The following is a 16,701-nucleotide window of genomic DNA, read 5'->3' on the forward strand; positions in this document are numbered from 1 at the left end:
AATTGTTTTAATGCAATAGCTCCAACATTATTAAATAATAAAGCTTGTTACTATGGTTTCTGCTTACCTACTAGCAAATTTTGGCGGTCCTCGTCATTCTAATGACATTGAAGTTTTCTTAACTTCATTACTTACAGATCGTGATGTTACTGGAGGATTTCTTCCTTCTTTCATCCACAAACGCTTATTTTCATTTATAGCTAAAAAACGTACACCTAAGGTTCTTCCCCAATACAATTGTATCGGTGGATTCTCTCCTATATATCGAGATACAGAATCGCTTGCAGAAACTCTATCTGTGCATTTAGATACCCCTGTAATTACCTTTCACCGCTATTTACCCGATACACACGAGCACACAATTCAACAGTTAAAAGCTCTTGGAGATTGTCCGATTGTTGGCGTTCCCCTATTCCCACATTTTACTTATGCTGTTACAGGAAGTATTGTCAGATTTATTCACAATCAACTTCCATCACTAGATATCTCTTGGGTCCCCCATTTTGGAAGTCACCCGCAGTTTATTTCATGTATGATTGATCATATCCTGAAATTTTTACAATCCCACGATATCCCTATAAATGACTGCTGTCTATTATTTTCTGCTCACGGACTTCCTATGAGATATGTGAATAAAGGCGATCCATACGACATACAATGTGAGAAATCCTTCAAGGCTATTTCTGCAAGATTAGAAAACATAGAAACTCATCTTTGTTATCAGTCTAAGTTTGGTCCTGGAAAATGGTTAACACCATCAACAAAAGATACGTGCGCAAGGTTAAATACAGATAAAAAATATGTGCTGATTGTCCCTTTTGGGTTCACTTCAGATCATATAGAAACTCTTTATGAAATAGAAAAAGAGTACATATCCATACTTATAGAGAGGAAATACCATGCTTTGCGTGTGCCTGCTATTTATGAATCCCCTCAATGGGTAGAATCATTAGCAACAATTATTCAAAGTACGCCGCATGTAGAGAAAAAAAGCTTAATAAAATCGTAATAAGTTAAGGAAGACGATATTGCTGTTTAATCGTCTGATACTTACCAGAACGCATGCTTTTGACCAGTCCCATGTTAAAACCTTCTAACAAGTTATTCTTCTCACCACGAAGAACCACTAACCTTAAACCATCTTGATTTAAAGGTTGGGAAATGATCTTTAAACGTCCTTTATATGCTGTATCTATCAAAGCTGTGACTTCTATAACAGGAGCTAATAAAGCATCATAACAACCAGAAGATAAAGCTTCTAAAGCTATAGGGACGTGTTGATAAGGGCTTAAAACAGCATCAGGAATATCTTGACCTACCAATACTGAAGAGTCGAATTTGTATACTCCTATGAGCTTACCACGAAGATCTTGGATCGACTTATAAGGAGACCCCTCAGAAACAACAAGCACAGGACCTGTAAGCAGTATAGGATCAGAAAATTGGTAATGATCTAACATCTCTGCTGTTGGCAATATTGATGTAAAAGCTCCTGCTGTCTTTTGATCATCAAGATTTTCAAAAAGATGAATCCAATCTTGATTTACAATATTGATATTTAGATTCTCTCGGTAATTAATCTCAGATACAAGATCATTAAGGAAGGCATTGATATTTGCTGTATAAATTCCAAATTGTTTTGGGAACCAAGTAGTATCTCTTCCTACCAATAATTCTTTCTTTTCTCTAGAACATCCTAGAAAAACCAAAGGTAGGAAACACAAAAGAGCTAGGAAATATAGCTTTGAGGAATTCTTGATTTTCACGCTAACTCACGCCTCGGATTCCAGACTGATTTTTCGCATCATATTCTACAAAAGAAATTTTATCCAGTGTGCTCTCTAAGATAAACTTGAACAAAAACTTTTTTGAAAAAATAACCAGAAAGCCAAAAAATATACTTATCAAAACAAAAAACATACCAGCTGTTTAATGTTAAGTATTTTATAAATTTTTATAGAACTAATGCGAACTATTCTCAAGAATATATTCCGATAAAAATGTTCCTCCCAACTTTCTCCTATGTTTAAGTATTAAACCTTCAACAAGAATAGGTTCTGCGGAAGCATTTTCTAAAAACAACAAGCCTTGCTTATCTAAGACTTTTCCTAAAACAATATCACGCAATACGACCCCAAGATAACTATTTTCAAGATTATAGGGAGGATCTATGTAAATAAGATCAAAGGACATGTCCTTTTTAGTAAGTCTCCGAATCGCAGATCTTGCTTCCTGTTTCATGATCGTAACTGGTAGCTCTGGATTCAGTAATTGGCTATTTGCCCGAATTAAACGTACAGATTGTGCTGAAGAATCTACAAAAGTTACTGAAGAAGCTCCGCGACTTAAAGCTTCAAAACCTACGGATCCAACTCCAGAAAAAAGATCTAAAAATACTGCATCTTCAATATAGGCCGCGCAGATATTAAATACCGCCTCTTTGACTACTCCACAAGTAGGACGTACTGAGGGATTAGAAAAAGTTTTTAAAGATTTCCCTTTGTATTTGCCTGCAAGAATTTTCACTGTATAACCTGGGGAATAAAATCTATATAATCAGCAGCAACTAACCTGTAATCGATATCGCGAATGATTCCAAATCCTTCTAAAGGAGAGCGGACTTTATGCATATGACCAAACAAGCAATGCGATACTCTGCCATCCACTTCAAGCATTTCTGATACTGGTCCAGGAGTACCATCACTACTGATAGGTGGATAGTGGGTCATGACAATAATCTGATCAACATCTTCGGGAACAGCTTCTAAAGCTCGTTGCAATCTTCCAAGCTCTCTTAAAAAGATTTTCTCATCTTGCTCACTATAGTGCCGTTCTTTTCCTAGAAGAGGAGATTGGAAACACTCAGGAGCCACACATATTGTAGGACTATCCCAAAGCCTTACTCCCACAACAGCTTTCTTCGGATGCAATAGAGCAAAACCTTGAGATAGATAATGTAAATTTTCAGGAAGAATTTGTGATATTTTAGTTGCTGATGCGGAACTCCAATAGTCATGATTCCCACGAATCATATACTTAGTTCCTGGGAGAGAACCTATAAAAGAGAAATCCTCTTTAGCTTCTTCGATATGCATAGCCCAAGAAATATCTCCCGGGAGTAAAACTATATCTTCGGGAGCTACTGTCTCTTCCCATCTTTCACGGATTTTCTCATGATAGGAAATCCAGGGTTCACCAAAAACTTCCATTGTTTTTTCAGGAACTCCGATAGCTAAGTGTAAATCTGCTATTGCATATATCTGCATAGAAAAGACGTCCGTGCGTTGTCACTATAGCAATAGTCTACTGGATATGAAGCTAAAATCTCGATGGATAAAAACTCCCATGGCTATTTTTATTAACCACGGAATCAGCTATCAAAAGATATAATTATCAGGAATTCTGGTTCCTCGAGGAATGATAATAATTCCATCTCTAACCACTAACTTCCCATCAGGGGAATCATAATCTCTATGTCCTTGGATATTTGTGAGTTTTACTCCATTGCCAATTCTACAGTTCTCATCGATTATTGTTTTATAAATCTCACAATTATCTCCGATACCTAAAGCATTTTGATTTGGACTTCCATAACGGTCATTTCCCATAACGATGGAATGATCTATAACAGAGTTTTTCCCTATCACACCACGAATTCCCACAACGCTATGAGATACATTACTAGAATCAATAACAGCGCCTTCGCAAAGTAACGAGTTGGAAATCATGGAATCCGTAACTATAGTTCCGGGGAGGTGATGATTTTTACTATAAATCATCCCTCTATCATCATAGCAATTCAAACCACGAACTTGAGGCCGAGGCTTTTGTGTTAAAGCAATGTTTGCTTCATAATAAGATTCGATTGTTCCGATATCAGTCCAATAACCATCATAAAGGAAAGTCTTTACTGTCCCACGTTTCATTTGAGCTTGGATAAGATGCTTCCCAAAATCATCCCCTTGCTCCTCTAAAAGCAATTGAAATAAGCTCTCTCTTCGGAAAAGATAGATCCCCATATTTCCTAAGAAATTTCCATATTGAGGATCTAGCTTATGTTTTCGACAATCCTCGGGAGATAATCGAAAACGATTTAAGATTTCTTCTTCCTGTGGTTTTTCGTAAAAGTCTAAAAGATTTGCATCTTTGTCTATCTGCAAGACTCCCATTCTTGAAGCATCTTTCTCTTGAATGGGCTGCGCGACTATTACCATATCAGATTGCATCGATAGAGCGTAATCTACAACCCTACGAAAATCCATGTTGTATAATTGATCTCCAGACAAAACAAGGAAATATTCTATCCCGGTATCCTCTAAATATAAGAGGTTTTGACGAATAGCATCGGCGGTTCCCTGATACCATACCTGACTTCCATCTCTACCCTCTGGGGCAAGAAGATGTATCTGATCCTGAAGCACTCCGTGATAAAAATACGTCTTCACAAGATGCTGTTGTAATGTGTAGGTAAGATATTGACCTATTACGAAAATTTTAGAAAAGCCTGAGGCTATTGCATGTGAAATGGGCACATCAATGAGCTTGTACCTTCCCCCGAACGACACAGTTGGTTTACAACGCCAATAGGTTAAAGGAGATAATCGCTTTCCTTCACCACCGCATAAAACAATAACACCAACCTTATCTCGATAAAAATGAGAAGCCTGATAACTTGGGGGATAGCCCTGAAAATCGTTTTCTATCATTTGCCCTGCCTTCTGTAATCCCAATTTTAAATTAGAATCAAATAAAAAGGCTACACAAACTAACTAGAATTAAATTAGATTAATTTAATTATAAAAACCAAGTTTTTGTTATTAAATAGAATAAAAATGAATAATTATTGAAAAGTTTCTATAAGCGTGGTCGCTATAGCTGCATCTGTATCTTTCAATTGGCATTTAGAAAGCAAAGATCTGATAAGTTCTTCCAGAGTAAACACGGATCTTAACTTAATTCCCGCCTCTTTTAAGGCATCTTCTCCACCAACTTGTCTGTCTAAAAATACTAAGGATTCTCGAATATTTAAACCCTCATCTTCTAAAGCCTTAGCAGTATCTAAAATCGAACGTCCTGACGCGATAACATCGTTAATTACTAAGCATGTCTGTCCTGGAGAAAAAAGACCTTCGACTTTGATTCTATCTTCTTGATTTGGATGTTTTAATTCTTTCCTCCTCAATACCATAGAGATGTTGTATTTTAGTGATATACATGTAGCTAATGCAAGAGCGGTATAGGGAACACCACATAATAGACTACTATTGAAAGAAGGGCGTAAACGCCAAATTAACGAAGCTATGGTTTGTAAAACATCGGGACAGGAGATAACCAAACGCATGTCGACATAAATAGGAGTTTTCTGACCATCTGATAAATTAAAATCACCAAATCTTATTGCTCCTATGCGGTATAGGTTAACCACAGCATGATCACGAAGTTGCTCCTCTTCAAAGCTCATCATTATCTGGTATCCTCATCGTTTTTTGACAAAATACAAAAACTCTTAATATAAGCATAAGAATATGCTTATCCGTTTATTTTTTGGTATTCCTCTAACTAAGGAATTGGAGGTAATTAACCAGCCTCCCCTAACTGTGGCAATCTTTCAAAGAAAAGAATACTTAGGAATCTACAGTCCTGCAGAAACAACTTTACAAGTTGCAAAACTCAATATGTGTTATCGAGAAGCTCAGGAAATCTTAGAAAAAGTAATTCAAGGAAAATATCTCACTAACAAAGAGACCTCCTTAATTATTTTCCCCGAGATTCTTATCGGGAAATGATAATCCTAAAACTAACAAGACGTGCTTTTCACATGTCCTATTCCATCTTCTCAATGCGTTGATAGAGCTACTCCCCATCAACACGAGGAAAAGATATAGAACATTTTAATTGATACAAAGATCAATCATTCTAAAGTCTGTTAAATCGTAGATATGATTTAGAAAAAGGATAAGTGAAAGACAAGGTCTACAGACTTACAACTAAAACCGTAGGTTTCTCACCTATCATTTCGAATATTTCAAAAAACAAAAACAACGAGATTTTTTAATCTATTCTTTCAAAGAAAGTAAAAATTCTGCGTTACTATTTGTTTTCTTTAACCTACCAAGCAGCAAATGCATCGCATCAATAGCTGTAAGATCAGCAATTGCTTGACGGAAGAGATAAACCTTTTCTAATTCACTAGGATGATAAAGTAGTTCTTCTTTTCTTGTGCCGCTTTTAATGAGATCAATCGCAGGATAAGTTCTTCGATCAGACAGACGACGATCAAGTACAAGCTCCATATTTCCTGTGCCCTTGAACTCTTCAAAAATCACTTCGTCCATACGAGATCCGGTATCAATCAAGGCAGTAGCCAGAATGGTTAGTGATCCCCCGCCTTCAATATTTCTGGCAGCTCCAAAAAATCTCTTTGGTTTGTGTAAAGCACTCGCGTCTACACCACCTGTCAAAATTTTTCCAGAATGCGGCTGTACGGTGTTGTAAGCTCGAGCTAAACGTGTAATAGAATCGAGAAGGATAACAACATCCTTTCCGTGTTCAACTAGACGTCGAGCCTTTTCTATAACCATTTCCGCAACTTGAATATGTCTCTCAGGCTGCTCATCAAACGTAGAAGCAACAACTTCACCACGCACCTGACGAATCATGTCAGTAACTTCTTCAGGACGCTCATCAATGAGCAAAACAATTAAAACAATATCTGGATTATTGACAGCAATAGCGTGAGCTATGCTTTGTAAAATGACGGTTTTCCCGGAACGGGGAGGAGCTACAATAAGTCCTCTTTGACCTTTCCCAATGGGAGCTGTAAGATCTAAAACCCTTTCAGCTAGGTGCTCTTTCCCCATCTCCATAACAATTCTTTCATTAGGATACAGAGGAGTGAGGTTTTCAAACAAAACTCGTTCCTTAGCTTTGTCTGGAGTAGATCCGTTAATTTTATCTACCTTTAATAAAGCAAAGTACTTTTCCTTCTCTTTTGGAGAACGTATCGTACCTATAATTGTATCCCCCTTCTTTAAGTCAAATCTACGGATCTGAGCGGGGGAAACATAAATATCTTCAGCGGAGGGGAGATAATTATAAGTAGGAGATCTTAAAAAACCAAATCCATCGGGGAGAACTTCTAAAACTCCTTCCCCAATCAAAAGCTCATCCGAACGCTCAGATTTTGCTTTCACTATCTCAAATACTACCTGAGATTTAGTGAGAGACCCGATGTTCTTCACTCCATATTGACGAGCTAACACATTAAGCTCTTCAATTCCCATCCTTTGCAATTTGGCAATTTTTGTAATAGTTACGTTCTGATTTTCATCAACCGTATCCGCAACTACAGCACATTCTCCTGCAAAAGACTTCTCTTGCAACACAGGACATGTATGTTTTTTATTCTCTTTCACCTTTGGCAAGACTTCTGAAGAACGTTCTTCTTTCATAATGCTCCCTTTAAAGCGTAAAAATATTCTTCGACTTTATGACGTAATTCTTCTTTAGTGCCGTTATTTTCTATAATAATATCGGCATGCATCATTTTCTCTTCATGAGAAGAAAATCGAGCACATCTCTGATAAAAATTTAAATCAGAACAATTAGTTTTTTTGGTAAACCTTTCCCTACGAATATTCTCATCTGCTGTAATAAGAATGACGCGATCAAACCATTTCGCATAATGTATTTCGTATAACAAAGGCACCTCAGCAATGAACAGAGGATGCTTTCGCTCCTTCGCGACTTGATAATATTGCTCTTCAATAATTCTACAAACCTCAGGATGCAAAATAGCTTCTAAAGATTGAAGAAGAGCTGAATTATCAAAAACTTTCTCTGCTATGACTTTTCTATCGAATGCATTGTCAATAACAACTTCTGATCCCAGAAGGTCTATAACGCGACGACCTATATGCGAGTGAGGAACAAGGAAACTATGCGAAACTTTATCAGCACTAATTACATAGGCACCCAAATCTTGAAAAACCCTACATGCTTCAGTCTTTCCTGAAGAGAGATCCCCTGTAATAGAAACTTTTAGTAATTCTAACATTCTGCCCAATTTTTTCCAATTAAGATATTCACAACTAATGGGACAGATAAAATCATTGCAGATTCCATTATATCGCGCACTAAAGTTTGCATTTCTTCTTTTTCATCCTCAGGGACTTCAAATATCAACTCATCATGTATCTGCAATAATATTCGGCTTTTCAATTTGCGTTTTTCTAACGCGTCAAAAAGTTGCAACATTGCCAACTTGATCAATTCAGCAGCGCTACCTTGTATGCGAGTATTAACAGCAAGACGGCCTGAAGCTGCACGAGAGTTTGAAAACTCTGTCCAATTATCTATTATCCTTTCCCTGCCCAGCAGTGTCTTGACTCGTAAATTTTCACAAGCCTGACTCACCGTTTCATTAATAAAACGAGCTACTTCAGGATAACGATCAAAGTATGCATCTATTAACTTTTGAGCTTCTGAAACACTGATTTTTAAAATCTTTGACAATCCATAAGCTTGTTGCCCATAGATAATACCGAAATTTACAGTCTTTGCTTGCATGCGCTGTTGTTTGGTAACTTCTTCTAACGGCACATGAAATACCTGAGAGGCGGTAAACGTGTGTACATCTTCTCGCGACTCAAAGGCCAACTTCAACGACTCATCTTGGCTCAAATGTGCCAGAAATCTTAACTCAATTTGAGAATAATCTGCAGATAAAAAATAATTATTCTGATGAGTATCACAGAAAGCCTTTCTTAATAATCTTCCTCGCTCAGAACGTATAGGAATGTTTTGTAGATTTGGATCCTGACAAGCTAGTCTACCCGTGACTGTTCCCATTTGATTAAATGTAGGATGAATTCTAGAAGTACGGGGGTCCACTTGTCTAGGAAGAGCTTTCACATAAGTAGAAAGCAATTTCTCAACAGCCCTGAATGCTAAAATCTTCTCAATAATTTCATGTTCCCCTGATAAAGCTTCCAAAACTTCCGCTTTGGTAGAACGGGCTTTGTCCATAGGTGTCAAGCCAAGTTTATTATATAAAATATCTGACAACTGCTTAGGAGATTTAATATTAAAAGGGGTTCCAGCTAGGGTATAGATATCATCAGTAAGAATTGCCAATTCTTCTGATAAAATCCTTTCTAGCTCTTGCAGATCTTCAACATCTAAAGGCATTCCGTTTCTTTCAATAGTGAAAAGAACCTTCTCTAAAGGCATTTCCATGTTGAAAAATAGATCTTCTACTTTTTTTATTTTCAACTCTTCTAATAAAGATTTTTTTATTCTAGGCAAATGAGAAACAAATTCTCCAAAATATTGAGCAGGATTTGCAGGAGACTTTAATATAGGCAAACTTAACTGCCCCCATTCCTTTCCGTATCTACCTGCGGAGCTAACTAATCCATGATCAACAAGAAGCGTTTGATACGAGATTTTTGCTCCCCCATTAATCAAGTGTTCAGCCAGAGCTAAATCAAGGGCTATATGATTCACATGGATGCCTGCATTTTTCAATGCGTGATTATCTCTCTTTATGTTGTAACCATAGAATTCAGTATCTTCTCTTCTAAAGAAATCTTTTAATGGCGTGAGAACATCATCTACAGCATTTTCTATATCAATGTAATAAACAGCGTCATCACAAGCTAAAGCCACTCCCATTAAAGTTAGTGATGGAAGAAAACTCCCCTTATATCCAACAGAAAAAGCAACACTTTTTCCATGCAAATCAGAGAGCTCATATGTCAACTTTTTACTATTATTGATTACGACAACATCTACGTTGGATTCTTCTTCAACTTGCTGAACTAAGGTTTTAAAGCCCTGCCGCATGTAAAAAGTATTCAATTCTTCCTGACGCATTTCGTGGAGAGGGAACTTCAATTCATCTATTGCTATAGGAAGAGGTATCTTATCGTTTAAGACAGCAAGATCTTTGCTTAACAATAAAATATCTTTTTGTTCTGAGAGCATCTTGTGAGTCGATCCTGTTAACTCATCAAGATTTTCTAAGATATCTTCTACGGAATGATACTTTTGTAGTAGGGCTGTTGCTTTCTTAGGTCCGCAACCAGATACTCCAGGAATATTATCAGAAGTGTCGCCAACTAAGGCTAGATAATCTGGTATTCTAGTTGGAGGAATACCATAAATATCTATAACACGATCTTCATCAATTTCTGGTTGATCTTTCCATGGATTGAGAACAATAACATTAGGGGCGACTAGTTGGAGTAAATCTTTGTCCGCAGTACATATACAAACTTCATATCCTTCTAATACGGCTTGCTTGGTAGCACTAGCTATAACATCATCTGCCTCAACTCCCTCCACCTCTAGATAGGTCAATCCAAGTAGACTGCAGTATTCTTTAACCACAGGAATTTGTTGGTAGAGATTTTCTTCTTTCTGTTCTCGATTACTTTTATAATCAGCATAAATCTCTCTACGACTTTGTTTATTGTTTGGTCCGTCAAATACGGCTACCATATGATTTGGAGAGAATTCTTTGATTAATTTATTAATAGAACGAATAAAGCCAAAAACTGCCTGCGTTCCTTCTCCAGAAGAATTTTTCATATCTGGGAGAGCAAAATACGCTCTGAAAACAAATCCTGAAGCATCTAAAATAAAGATCTTTCTCACCGATTCTCTCCGCTTACTAATTAACTAGAATCATGACTCCAAGTAGTAGAATGTACTTGTGGAATTATCTAGATTAGGAAGTAACTCATGTTGAATTTTTCCTGTGATTAACGGGCTATTAGTTATTGATGACATAACTTTTTTCAGCCAACCATCACTTCCTAAACCGATTACACGGTAGTTATTTTCAATTTTGCAATCAGCAACTAAATCTTGAAGCACTTGTTGTTTAGTTACATTTACAACATCGATGTAGCCTTCTTCTAAGGCTTTCTGAGGAGAATATAAACGCGCCCCTAAAACACCTATCAACTTATCTTTAGTCAATAATGGACGATTCGTTGCAACGATATCAACAAATTGACCATAAAGATAATCAATTATTTCTTGTCGAATTTCACGATCTTTAGCTGTCCATTCTGTATAAGGATTCATAGGAGCTTTATCTTTTCCAGCTGTAAGTAAATCACTTTGCACCCCATAACGAGATAAACCTTCCTTTACATTAAAATATGGTCCAGAAAGCACTCCTACAGAACCTATCAAAGAAGAAGGTGTGGAATAAATTTTATCGGCAGCGCATGCAACATAATAGCCACCAGAAGCACAAAGACCATTCACAAAAACATAAACAGGGCAGTTTGTACGTTGTTTCCAAAACTGAATCGTTGAGTATATACGGGCAATTTCAAACACCTCTCCTCCAGGACAATCCATATCAATGATTATGCCCCGCACCCTATCTTTATAAGGCGTAGAATCTAATGCCGTAATAGCCTCTTGAATAATTTTTGCTGTGTGTTTGCTAGAGGAAATAACATCCTTCATTTCTAACACGGCGATAATTGGCGCCTCTTTGCCCAGATCTTTTACCTCACCTTTAGCATCAGGCATATTCACAAATTGAGAGTCGTTCATTCCAGAGGTAGAAACAACTAACATCAAAGTAACAAAGAAGGCAAGAACTACTCCGAGAGATAAACCTAGAATCGATAGGAAGCCTTTAGACAAAAAATGCCAAAACGTTTTCATAAATACCCGTAACGTCAAAAATTTATAAAACAAATAAAATAAAGTATGTGAGGGAAGGCTTAAAGATCAAAAAAAATATGAATAAAAGGGCTGGGAAGCCCTTTAAACTATAGCGTAGCTACTTCTTCTTTGCTGGAATTTTCTACCGTAGTCCTGTTGACAGCCACTTCGGGTGCAACTGGATCTGTTTTCGAACTTTCAGCAACAGCAGCGGCTTCTTTTATGTTGTACTCTCTTCCTATGAAAGCAACAACAGCTATCCAAACTACCATAATTAAAAGAAGTACCACAGCTATCACATTAAGACTAGCAGCAACAGATGAGAAAATAATCAACAATCCTTGATATACTAAGGAACCTCCCGATTTCCCTATTCGAGATACCACACCGTCAATGGCAGCCTTACCAAAGTTCTTCTGGTCATTGGGTAAAGGAATAAATGCCATTTCTTTAGTTTGATCAAAGAATGTAAATTTAGCTGCGCGAGAAAACACATTTTGCATCCCGCCTATCCAAGCTGCTATGGCCAAAGGAGCCATATTGAAAAAGCCGCCAAAGATCATAATGTCTCTCTTAACAGCAAATACGGCACCAAAGAATAGTACACCTGTTACCAACATAACAATCGGGGTGGTCAATGCGCCGACCGTCCAACCCCACTTGCGAATACTTTGGCCGGTAAGGAAAAGGGCTGCGCAGACAGATACAATTCCTATTAAAGTAGTGATCCTACTCATATAGCTGTTGAACTCAACATGGGAACTATAAATCTGACTAACTTGATCTTTCCAAACCACTTCAAACAAGTGAATAACAAGATTATAGGATAAAACTATAACGGCAAGGCCTAGTAAATACCGAGAACGAATGAGGTAAAGGAAAAGGCTTTTTGCCTTGGTTTTCGTCTTTTTCTTAGCTTTTACACTAGCCACACTTTCTTCAACTTGAGGTGATTTCTCAGAAGAAGATTCTGGGGAAAACGCTGTAGAGAAATTATAGCTATGTTGTGTAAGGAAGTGAACTTTTCTATATAGCCAAATCATACACAATCCGGCTAAAACGATTAAAATGGTGAGGTTCATCATAACCTCGTGCCATTTATCCTTAACAAAGGGATAAACAAAAAGCGAGTGCTTACCCATCCAATAGGAGATTTCACCAGCAAATACGGAAGAAAGATTTAATCCGGTATTAATTAGGGCGTAAAATCTTCCAGCTTCCCTTACACTAGTTACTTCGTTAGCCAACCCCCAAAAGAGTGTTGACAGAACTACCGAACTCCAGAGCTCGGACATTACATAGTATAGACTGTAGCTCCAATAGCGAATCATTACAATGAATCCACGTAAGCCCTGTGGCAGCAATTCTTGTAGCCTATCTGCAAAAGAATGCAAGTGTAAGGCATCCCCCATAGGGTAAATTACTACGGCAAATAAGAAAAAGAAACCGAGAAAAGTACCTATAAAGGAATAAAAAACGGTGTCTCTAGGACACCGATTACTTAACCAACCGTAGATCATGGTAACGATAACGGCTCCAGGAACTATCCCCCAGACTTTCAAGAACGGTATAACTTCCGCACCCGCATCAGACCCTACCACCACCAAAGTATCTTTCATACTTTTTAGGAGGCAATAATTAAATCCTACGAAAAAGGCTAGCCAGAAAAGAGGAATAAATTTTGGGAATTCTGATCGATATATGGGGCAGAAGTACGCCCGCAGTCTTGAAAAGGGTTTCATCTCTGATGACTGCATAAACTCCTTCCCAAAATTATAGAGCATAAAGATTTGTAAACAGATGATAAATCATGCCTAAAAGACTTTGAACCCGTACAGTTCCTATAATACTTGTTGCTGAGCAAACGGCAAGGCATATTTTAAAAGACTATGACAAATGTAAAGGACTATTGTAGCGAAACACTTCCTAAAATACAAGTTGTTCCTGTGAGATCCTTCCACTCTTTTTTTAAATAAAAAATTTACCAGCGCCTTTAATCGAGGCACTGTTTTTTGTAATCTATCACTCGCTCTAAGAAATAGAGAAATCCGAGAATAATTAACGGCATTAACCCAATTACAGGGATTTGCACACCCGCAGTAACCCCAAGTAAAATAATAAATTGAACCACTGTAAAGATCTTTCCAAAGAACAGAGCTCGATAATCGTAGCCCTTCCATCCCCTAACAATAGAGAGATAGATGGCGAAAAGCACAAGGAAAATGTCTCTAGCAAAGATAAGTAAGAGATGCTCTGGGGATAAGGATCCTTCCCAATACAGGATAGCCACACAAACAAAAACAAAGAACTTATCAGTAAGGGGATCCAACATAGAACCAAAACGGCTAGTCGCTTTGTAACGGCGGGCAAGATAACCGTCTAAAACATCACTGGCCATGGCGCCTAAAATCACCAACAGACGTAAGTGGATCTTTTCTTGGTAAAAGAACAGGGCTAGCCATATACGTGATAGAGAAAGTAAATTACAAAATTGTCTCATGGTTTTGGCTAACGTGATCTTTTTAAGGAATCTTAATATAATCTAAAAGAGCTTATTATAGGATAAGCGAGCTCTACAGGCAAGAAGAGAGTTCCTCTCCCCAACAACTGTTTACTAGATTACCTTATATTGATACCTATTTGATATTTTAGAAAATTTTTAAAGAAAAAGAGCAACTAATTAACTTTATTACGGACTCTATTAGAAAATTCGGAAAGAGAGGGATTCGAACCCTCGGTACCCTTTAGAGGTACGCGTCCTTAGCAGGGACGTACTTTCGACCACTCAGTCATCTTTCCTTATTAAAGGTGCATCAGAGTTTCCGAGAAGAAAACTTTTTACTACCTTCCTGTTCAATAAAGTAGAATAATTCCTATCTTCAATGAAAGCAAGTTAACTTTTAGGACTCTGTTCTCCAGGTCATTCAGTCTCTTAATCCACGCGAAGAAAATTAAGACAAAGGCGAATTCAATTCTATTGTAAGTCAATATTAGTGATCTAGTAATTTCTACGCCCAATTCCCTGAGTTTTTTCTGAATATTTAATAGAAACTTTATTGACTTTCCCAACCTTTATGACTTGAGCATATATTTTCGATATCCTAACCTGATCTCTAATGACTCCTGCATCTAGATCACATCATAAAAACTATGTTGACCCAAACAGAAAAAACTCCCGCTCCCGCACTACCAAGCCCGCCTAATTCTAAAGAATCAGAAATGATTGTTCTCGGATGCATGTTAACGGGGGTTAATTATCTTAATCTAGCAGCTAACCAGCTTAACGAAGATGATTTTTACTATCTCGAACATAAAATCATTTTCCGAGTTCTCCAGGACGCCTTTAAACACGATAAACCCATAGACGTGCATCTTGCAGGAGAAGAACTTAAAAGAAGAAACCACCTTACGGTAATTGGGGGGCCCGGTTATTTAATTACCTTAGCAGATTTTGCGGGAACGGCAGCATATATTGAAGAATATATTCAGATCATTCTTTCTAAATCTATCTTAAGAAAAATGATCCAAACAGCTAAGGAAATAGAGAAAAAAGCAACTGAAGAACCTAAAGACGTCGCCGTTGCTTTAGACGAAGCACAAAATGCTTTATTTAAAATTAGCCAGGCAACCTCCCTCACACAGTACGTTCTCGTTGCCGATAAACTTCAAGGTCTGGTCTCTGCTCAAGAGAAACCCTTTCTAATACAATTACAAGAAAAACAAGAGTTCTTCCAACAACATGCTCAAAGTGGTGATGCTTTACCCATTTCAGGTATTCCCACGCATTTCATTGATTTAGATAAAATGATCAATGGTTTCTCCCAATCCAACTTAATGATTCTTGCAGCCCGACCTGCTATGGGGAAAACCGCTCTTGCTTTAAATATTGCAGAAAATATGTGCTTTCAAAGTCAGCTCCCTATAGGGATCTTCTCTTTAGAAATGACCGTAGATCAACTAATTCATAGAATCATATGTTCTCGATCTGAAGTAGAATCTAGAAAAATTAATGTGGGAGATTTATCAGGTCAGGACTTTCAACGTATTGTTTCTGTTGTAAATGAAATGCAACAACATACTTTACTTATAGATGATCAACCAGGATTAAAAGTAACCGATCTTAGAGCTAGAGCCAGAAGAATGAAAGAAAGTTACGATATTCAATTCCTGATTATCGATTATTTACAACTTCTTTCTGGTTCAGGAACATTACGTTCTGCGGAAAGCCGCCAAACAGAAATTTCAGAAATTTCAAGAATGCTGAAAACTTTGGCTAGAGAATTAAATATCCCTATTCTTTGTTTATCACAGTTATCTAGGAAAGTGGAAGATAGGGCCAATCATAGACCCATGATGAGTGATCTTAGAGAAAGTGGGAGTATAGAACAAGATTCCGACTTAGTCATGTTTCTATTGCGTAGAGAATATTATGATCCAAACGACAAGCCTGGAACTGCAGAACTTATAGTCGCTAAAAACCGCCACGGATCTATAGGCTCTGTTCCTTTAGTTTTTGAAAAAGAACTTGCAAGATTCAGAAATTATGCAGCTTTTGAGTTCAATGGTTAGATAATTTTTTATAAAAATCCTCGCCAGATATTATCAAAAAAAAGTCTATACTATTGCTATAGACAATCTCGATTAAAATCGTTAGTGGACCACAAAATATCTTTGTAGTAACATTCCTCTTGTTGTTTCCTGTGAAAAAAACAAGTACCGCAATCCTAGGTTTACTTAGTGTGTTGAGACTGCGGGCAAAACGAAACAGTGAAACTCAGTGTACCTAATAACTTTAGGTATCCGAAGGAATGGTTCTAATTTAAATTTAGCTATTCTAATTGGTGGTCTTTTCTCATTGAGAAAAGATCGAATTACACACTCATATTTATACGCTAACAATAAAAAAAGACTATGTCATCTGTTAAGAAAAAACGAAGACTTAAAATCGCTAAGCATAAGCGTAATAAAAGACGCCGAAGAGACCGTCATAAAAATAAATAATTAGCTAGT

Annotated in this window: 15 protein-coding genes and 1 tRNA gene; 4 read left to right on the top strand and 12 right to left on the bottom strand. The window is 37.3% G+C overall.

The window, feature by feature from the left end; translation table 11 throughout:
• The first annotated feature begins 52 nt into the window (after window positions 1-52).
• Window positions 53-1,009 (top strand): ferrochelatase, encoded by a 957-nt coding sequence (gene hemH, locus O6937_RS00765; protein ID WP_332389812.1) that lies wholly within the window; start codon window positions 53-55, stop codon window positions 1,007-1,009.
• A 4-nt stretch (window positions 1,010-1,013) separates the two neighbouring features.
• Here hemH and O6937_RS00770 read toward each other — a convergent pair whose 3' ends face one another.
• The 5 genes from O6937_RS00770 to O6937_RS00790 all read right to left on the bottom strand — a co-directional run bounded on the left by O6937_RS00770 (window position 1,014) and on the right by O6937_RS00790 (window position 5,464).
• Window positions 1,014-1,766 carry a transporter substrate-binding domain-containing protein gene (locus O6937_RS00770; RefSeq protein ID WP_332389813.1) on the bottom strand — a complete coding sequence of 251 codons (753 nt, stop codon included), beginning with the start codon at window positions 1,764-1,766 and terminating at the stop codon, window positions 1,014-1,016.
• Between the two features lie 196 nt (window positions 1,767-1,962).
• Window positions 1,963-2,526 (bottom strand): 16S rRNA (guanine(966)-N(2))-methyltransferase RsmD, encoded by a 564-nt coding sequence (rsmD, locus tag O6937_RS00775; protein ID WP_332389814.1) that lies wholly within the window; start codon window positions 2,524-2,526, stop codon window positions 1,963-1,965.
• The gene (locus O6937_RS00780) at window positions 2,523-3,266 is read right to left on the bottom strand and encodes a metallophosphoesterase (protein ID WP_332389815.1); all 744 of its coding nucleotides are present in this window, start codon (window positions 3,264-3,266) and stop codon (window positions 2,523-2,525) included. The genes rsmD and O6937_RS00780 overlap by 4 nt, the downstream gene beginning before the upstream one ends.
• 111 nt (window positions 3,267-3,377) lie before the next feature.
• Window positions 3,378-4,706, bottom strand: a complete 1,329-nt coding sequence (gene glgC / locus O6937_RS00785; RefSeq protein WP_332389816.1) for a glucose-1-phosphate adenylyltransferase — start codon at window positions 4,704-4,706, stop codon at window positions 3,378-3,380.
• 134 nt (window positions 4,707-4,840) lie between these two features.
• Window positions 4,841-5,464 (bottom strand): orotate phosphoribosyltransferase, encoded by a 624-nt coding sequence (locus O6937_RS00790; RefSeq protein ID WP_332389817.1) that lies wholly within the window; start codon window positions 5,462-5,464, stop codon window positions 4,841-4,843.
• A 61-nt stretch (window positions 5,465-5,525) separates the two neighbouring features.
• Between O6937_RS00790 and O6937_RS00795 the strand changes: the two genes are divergently transcribed.
• Window positions 5,526-5,786 (top strand): hypothetical protein, encoded by a 261-nt coding sequence (locus O6937_RS00795; protein ID WP_332389818.1) that lies wholly within the window; start codon window positions 5,526-5,528, stop codon window positions 5,784-5,786.
• Between the two features lie 270 nt (window positions 5,787-6,056).
• Here O6937_RS00795 and rho read toward each other — a convergent pair whose 3' ends face one another.
• From rho to O6937_RS00830, 7 genes are all read right to left on the bottom strand, one after another.
• Complete coding sequence (gene rho, locus O6937_RS00800) at window positions 6,057-7,283, bottom strand: transcription termination factor Rho (protein ID WP_020345855.1); 1,227 nt, start codon at window positions 7,281-7,283, stop codon at window positions 6,057-6,059.
• 164 nt (window positions 7,284-7,447) lie between these two features.
• Window positions 7,448-8,056 carry a dephospho-CoA kinase gene (gene coaE, locus O6937_RS00805; RefSeq protein WP_213240192.1) on the bottom strand — a complete coding sequence of 203 codons (609 nt, stop codon included), beginning with the start codon at window positions 8,054-8,056 and terminating at the stop codon, window positions 7,448-7,450.
• Window positions 8,050-10,659 (bottom strand): DNA polymerase I, encoded by a 2,610-nt coding sequence (gene polA, locus O6937_RS00810; RefSeq protein ID WP_332389819.1) that lies wholly within the window; start codon window positions 10,657-10,659, stop codon window positions 8,050-8,052. The genes coaE and polA overlap by 7 nt, the downstream gene beginning before the upstream one ends.
• A 30-nt stretch (window positions 10,660-10,689) precedes the next feature.
• Window positions 10,690-11,691, bottom strand: a complete 1,002-nt coding sequence (locus O6937_RS00815; protein WP_332389820.1) for a S49 family peptidase — start codon at window positions 11,689-11,691, stop codon at window positions 10,690-10,692.
• Window positions 11,692-11,798: 107 nt separating this feature from the next.
• A complete protein-coding gene (gene npt2, locus O6937_RS00820; protein ID WP_332389821.1) occupies window positions 11,799-13,448 on the bottom strand; it encodes an NTP/H+ exchange transporter Npt2 in 1,650 nt (549 codons plus the stop codon).
• Window positions 13,449-13,684: 236 nt separating this feature from the next.
• The gene (locus tag O6937_RS00825) at window positions 13,685-14,191 is read right to left on the bottom strand and encodes a CDP-alcohol phosphatidyltransferase family protein (RefSeq protein WP_332389822.1); all 507 of its coding nucleotides are present in this window, start codon (window positions 14,189-14,191) and stop codon (window positions 13,685-13,687) included.
• Window positions 14,192-14,402: 211 nt separating this feature from the next.
• Window positions 14,403-14,490: transfer RNA gene (locus O6937_RS00830), tRNA-Ser, on the bottom strand.
• A 351-nt stretch (window positions 14,491-14,841) separates the two neighbouring features.
• Between O6937_RS00830 and dnaB the strand changes: the two genes are divergently transcribed.
• Entirely contained in the window at window positions 14,842-16,260 is a 1,419-nt protein-coding gene (dnaB, locus tag O6937_RS00835; RefSeq protein ID WP_332389823.1) for a replicative DNA helicase, read from the top strand.
• Between the two features lie 342 nt (window positions 16,261-16,602).
• The gene (locus O6937_RS05355) at window positions 16,603-16,692 is read left to right on the top strand and encodes an AURKAIP1/COX24 domain-containing protein (RefSeq protein ID WP_072667724.1); all 90 of its coding nucleotides are present in this window, start codon (window positions 16,603-16,605) and stop codon (window positions 16,690-16,692) included.
• Window positions 16,693-16,701: the final 9 nt, after the last annotated feature.

The organism is Chlamydia sp. 04-14, from assembly GCF_036632095.1.
Classification (GTDB): Bacteria; Chlamydiota; Chlamydiia; order Chlamydiales; family Chlamydiaceae; genus Chlamydia.

Bases quoted from the DNA above. Each gene is read 5' to 3' on its own strand.
- O6937_RS00815 (WP_332389820.1), bottom strand. From the start codon at position 11,691: ATGAAAACGTTTTGGCATTTTTTGTCTAAAGGCTTCCTATCGATTCTA.
- O6937_RS00780 (WP_332389815.1), bottom strand. From the start codon at position 3,266: ATGCAGATATATGCAATAGCAGATTTACACTTAGCTATCGGAGTTCCT.
- npt2 (WP_332389821.1), bottom strand. From the start codon at position 13,448: ATGCAGTCATCAGAGATGAAACCCTTTTCAAGACTGCGGGCGTACTTC.
- O6937_RS00825 (WP_332389822.1), bottom strand. From the start codon at position 14,191: ATGAGACAATTTTGTAATTTACTTTCTCTATCACGTATATGGCTAGCC.
- hemH (WP_332389812.1), top strand. From the start codon at position 53: ATGGTTTCTGCTTACCTACTAGCAAATTTTGGCGGTCCTCGTCATTCT.
- O6937_RS00795 (WP_332389818.1), top strand. From the start codon at position 5,526: ATGCTTATCCGTTTATTTTTTGGTATTCCTCTAACTAAGGAATTGGAG.
- O6937_RS00790 (WP_332389817.1), bottom strand. From the start codon at position 5,464: ATGATGAGCTTTGAAGAGGAGCAACTTCGTGATCATGCTGTGGTTAAC.
- dnaB (WP_332389823.1), top strand. From the start codon at position 14,842: ATGTTGACCCAAACAGAAAAAACTCCCGCTCCCGCACTACCAAGCCCG.
- O6937_RS05355 (WP_072667724.1), top strand. From the start codon at position 16,603: ATGTCATCTGTTAAGAAAAAACGAAGACTTAAAATCGCTAAGCATAAG.
- rho (WP_020345855.1), bottom strand. From the start codon at position 7,283: ATGGGAATTGAAGAGCTTAATGTGTTAGCTCGTCAATATGGAGTGAAG.
- coaE (WP_213240192.1), bottom strand. From the start codon at position 8,056: ATGTTAGAATTACTAAAAGTTTCTATTACAGGGGATCTCTCTTCAGGA.
- glgC (WP_332389816.1), bottom strand. From the start codon at position 4,706: ATGATAGAAAACGATTTTCAGGGCTATCCCCCAAGTTATCAGGCTTCT.